Annotated in this window: 3 protein-coding genes and 1 pseudogene; 2 read left to right on the top strand and 2 right to left on the bottom strand. The window is 66.0% G+C overall.

Annotated features, from left to right (window positions below):
• Positions 1–280 precede the first annotated feature (280 nt).
• Together EOA24_RS30655 and EOA24_RS30650 are read right to left on the bottom strand one after the other, a co-directional pair.
• The gene (locus EOA24_RS30655) at positions 281–1,345 is read right to left on the bottom strand and encodes a TraB/GumN family protein (RefSeq protein WP_126080462.1); all 1,065 of its coding nucleotides are present in this window, start codon (positions 1,343–1,345) and stop codon (positions 281–283) included.
• 304 nt (positions 1,346–1,649) lie between these two features.
• Positions 1,650–2,588 carry a tyrosine recombinase XerC gene (locus tag EOA24_RS30650; protein ID WP_126080463.1) on the bottom strand — a complete coding sequence of 313 codons (939 nt, stop codon included), beginning with the start codon at positions 2,586–2,588 and terminating at the stop codon, positions 1,650–1,652.
• Between the two features lie 97 nt (positions 2,589–2,685).
• On the opposite strand from EOA24_RS30650, the gene rimM reads away from it, so the two are divergent.
• Both rimM and EOA24_RS30640 read left to right on the top strand, forming a co-directional pair.
• The gene (rimM, locus tag EOA24_RS30645) at positions 2,686–3,285 is read left to right on the top strand and encodes a ribosome maturation factor RimM (RefSeq protein ID WP_127255454.1); all 600 of its coding nucleotides are present in this window, start codon (positions 2,686–2,688) and stop codon (positions 3,283–3,285) included.
• Positions 3,282–3,731, top strand: a pseudogene (locus tag EOA24_RS30640) (tRNA (guanosine(37)-N1)-methyltransferase TrmD); the annotation flags it as partial. The gene rimM and the pseudogene EOA24_RS30640, both read left to right, overlap by 4 nt.

Genomic DNA, 3,731 nt, shown 5'->3' with positions numbered 1-3,731 from the left:
GGCTTGCTCGCCGCCGCTTCTGCCAAAGACATAATACGCAACAATGGCCAGGATAATGACAACAAGGGCGATCAGCCACCCGCTGCCGCCGCCACCGGACCTGGGAGGCGGGCTCGAAGGGGTGAAGGGGTCGTTAGGGTTCGCCATGAAACGTGTCCTCCTTGGATGAAAGTCATCAAAATAACAGCCATCAACGCGTTGATCCCGCATCGGGTTTCACGCAAACGGACGGAAAGCGCTGAAAAACCGGCGTTTTCAGGTCCGCCAGCCGCCAGACGACTCAGTTGACGGCGGTAACACTATACCCTGCCTTGCGAAAATCCTCGACCAGTCCTTCCGGGCCGGGCAGATGCATGGCGCCGACGGCCATGAAGACGTTGCCCTTGGCCAGAATCGGCATCGCATTCGCGGCCATCACCTTGTTGCGGCTGGTGATCATGGTCTGCTCGAAGGCGGCATAGCCGGCCTGGTCATCGGCGGTCTCGGGCAGCACCGCCTTGAACAGCGGCCAGAACATGCCGACCTCGCCGCGCTGGTAGAGCACGATCATCGTTTCGTTGACGTCGTTCACCTTGTCGCCGAGCTTCATCGTCTCGACCAGGCTCTTCATGTGGAATTCCAGCGGCAGCGAAGCCATCGCGCGCAGCTGGCCAACGGCGGTCTCGAGCCCTTCGACGTCCTTGCCCGAGGCCTTGGCGTCCGAAGCTAGCTTGACGTCCAGCACGGGTTCGCCGGCGGACTGGCGCGCCACCTCGCAGGCCGGCAGCGCCATCATCGCCGACAGGATCCACGGCTTCATCTTGGCGACCGTCGCCGGCGGGATGCCGCGGGCGTCGAGCCCCTTGTTCAGCGCCGCCGCATCGTCCGGCGACAGCAGCGACGACAAGGTGGTGTTGTCGGTGAACATCATCAGGCCGGGTTCGCTGGCCATTGCGGCCATCATCTTGGCCCTGTCCATGGCATCGGTGGTTTCGATGATGACGGTGCCGGCGCCGTCATAGGCTTTCTGCGCGGCGGCCGGCAACGTGGTGACGCGCGTGTCGGTCATGTGCATGGTGCCGAACAGATAGGACGGTTTCTCGCCCGGCTTCTCCAGCTTCCACAACAGGCCCTTGCCGTTCGGAACGGCTGCCGCTTCGGTCTCGACCTTCTTGAAGGCGGCTGGATCGCTCTTCTCCAGCGCGGTCAAGAGATCGGTGCCGGCGCAATTCGGCGCCTCTGCATGCGCCCGGCTTGCGAGCAGCAGAACGAAGATGAAAGACAGGAAAAACAGCAGGTTGAGCGCCGCAAGCAGCTTCAACGAGACAAGGGCCGCGCGGTCGGCAATGGCGATGACGCGTTTCATGGGAAGGGTCTTAGCGCTGAAAAGCGGCAAAACGGTTAATCGGCGCGGTGAAATTGTTCGAGGTGCGTTGTCGGATGGAATGCCCTTGGTGGTTAGCGGAAACGTCCATCGGGTCGTCATCCACGGGCGGAGCAAGGAGCGAAGCGACGCGCGCAGACCCGAGGATCCATTCCGTGACCTCAACGCGTTGCGACGGTGCAGAATTCTGCTCCGCTGAGCCCCAGTTTCGACGTCACGGCATGGATCCTCGGGTCTGCGCTCCGCTTCGCGTCGCTCCGCCCGTGGATGACGAAGTCAGGGGGGCTCAGGCGCGGGGATGCGCCTTCTCGTAGATGTCGAGCAGCCTCGCGGTGTCGACGCCGGTGTAGATCTGGGTCGTCGACAGGCTGGCGTGGCCGAGCAGCTCCTGGATCGTGCGCAGGTCGCCGCCGCGGCCGAGCAGGTGAGTGGCGAAGGAGTGGCGCAGGGCATGCGGCGTCGCGGTGTCGGGCAGGTTCAGCGCCGAGCGCAGCTTCGCCATCTCGCGCTGGATGATGGCCGGGTTGAGCGGGCCGCCGCGGGCGCCGCGGAACAAAAGGCCGTCGGGACCGATGTGGAAGGGGCAGAGCCGGCGGTATTCCGCCACCGCATCGCGGGCCACCGGCAGCACCGGCACCAGCCGCGTCTTGCCGCCCTTGCCGGTGACGCGCAGCACGGTGTCGGCTTCCGTCGCCAGATCGGCGCCGGTCAACCCCAGCGCTTCCGAAATGCGCAGGCCGGAGCCATAGAGCAGCGTCAGCACGGCGGCATTGCGGGCGGCGATCCAGGGTTCTTCCGCGAGCTGGCCTTCCATCGACACGACCTTTCTGGCGTCGCTTGCCGCCAGCGGCTTGGGCAGCGATTTCGGCTGGCGCGGCGCGCGCAGAGCGATGGCACCCGCAGCGTTGACGAGGCCGCGTTTTTCGAGAAAGCGCAGCAGGGAGCGGATGCCGGCAAGGCCGCGCCCCAGCGTGCGGGCGCCGGCGCCGTCATTGCGGCGCTTGGCGAGGAAGCCGCGCAGATCGGCGGGACGCAGGTCGGCGATGTCGGAAATGCCGGGCGGGCCGCCGCGATGTCCGGTCAGGAAATGCAGGAACTGGCGCGTGTCGCGTTCATAGGCCTCGACCGTCTCCGGCGACAGCCGGCGCTCATGCGCCAGTGTCTTCAGCCAGGTCTCGCGCGCCGCCTGGAGATCGGGTTTTGCCGGGATGAGGAATTCCTGCATGGCGCCATTGTCGGGTGTCGAGGTTAGGAAGCGGTGAAGAGGCCGTCATTGAAATGATGGCGTCAGGGGGCTAGAGCAAGGCAAAGGAAGTGCCGCCATGTCGAAGCTCGAAAACCCCGTACAGATGGCCGTCATCGGTGCCGCGCACGGCATCAAGGGCGAACTCAGGGTGACAACCTTCACCGGCGACCCGCTGGCGCTGGCCGATTACGGCCCGCTCTTCGCCAAGGACGGTCGTGCCTTCCAGATCACCGACATCAGGCCTGCCGGGACCGTAGTGGTGGTGCGCTTCAAGGGCGTCAACGACCGCAACGCCGCCGAGGCATTGGCCGGTATAGAGCTTTTCGTCGACCGTTCGGTGCTGCCCGACGACGGCGAGGAGGACGAGTTCTATCACGCCGATCTTGTCGGGCTCGATGTCAGGGACGATACCGGCGTCATCGGCAAGGTCGTCGCCGTGCATAATTTCGGCGGCGGCGACATCCTCGATGTCACCCTTGCCGGCCGCAAGGGCGTGCTGATCCCGTTCACGCAGGCCGCGGTGCCGCATGTCTCGATCGCCGACGGTTTCGTCGAGGTCGATCCGCTGGCCGCTGGCCTTGTCGAAGATGAGGACGACAGTGAAGCGCCTGGCCGGTCCGGCTTCGACCCGAAGGGCCGGCCGCGCGGACCGAAGGATGCCGGAGGCAACCGTTGAGCTTTGCCGCTTCGGTGCTCACGCTCTATCCGGAGATGTTTCCCGGCGCGCTCGGCCTGTCGCTCGCGGGACGGGCGCTGGAAGCCGGCACATGGTCGCTGGAGGCGGTCCAGATCCGCGATTTCGCCACCGACAGGCACCGCACGGTCGACGATACGCCGGCCGGCGGCGGCGCCGGCATGGTGATGCGCGCCGACGTGCTGGCGAAGGCGATCGACCACGCCTCGCCGCTGGGCGATGAGCGTCCAAGGCTGCTGATGAGCCCGCGCGGAATACCGCTGACCCAGGCGCGCGTGCGCGAGCTTGCCGCCGGACCGGGCGCTGTGATCCTGTGCGGCCGCTTCGAAGGCGTCGACCAGCGCCTGATCGAAGCGCGGGGTTTGGAGGAGATTTCGATCGGCGATTTCATCCTGTCCGGCGGCGAGCCGGCCGCCCTGGTGCTGCTC

This window comes from Mesorhizobium sp. M2A.F.Ca.ET.039.01.1.1, from assembly GCF_003998035.1.
In the GTDB taxonomy this organism is placed as follows: domain Bacteria; phylum Pseudomonadota; class Alphaproteobacteria; order Rhizobiales; family Rhizobiaceae; genus Mesorhizobium.
Note: the sequence above shows the minus strand (reverse complement) of the source record. Positions and strands in the feature narration are given on the sequence as shown.

Bases quoted from the DNA above. Each gene is read 5' to 3' on its own strand.
- rimM (WP_127255454.1), top strand. From the start codon at position 2,686: ATGTCGAAGCTCGAAAACCCCGTACAGATGGCCGTCATCGGTGCCGCG.
- EOA24_RS30655 (WP_126080462.1), bottom strand. From the start codon at position 1,345: ATGAAACGCGTCATCGCCATTGCCGACCGCGCGGCCCTTGTCTCGTTG.
- EOA24_RS30650 (WP_126080463.1), bottom strand. From the start codon at position 2,588: ATGCAGGAATTCCTCATCCCGGCAAAACCCGATCTCCAGGCGGCGCGC.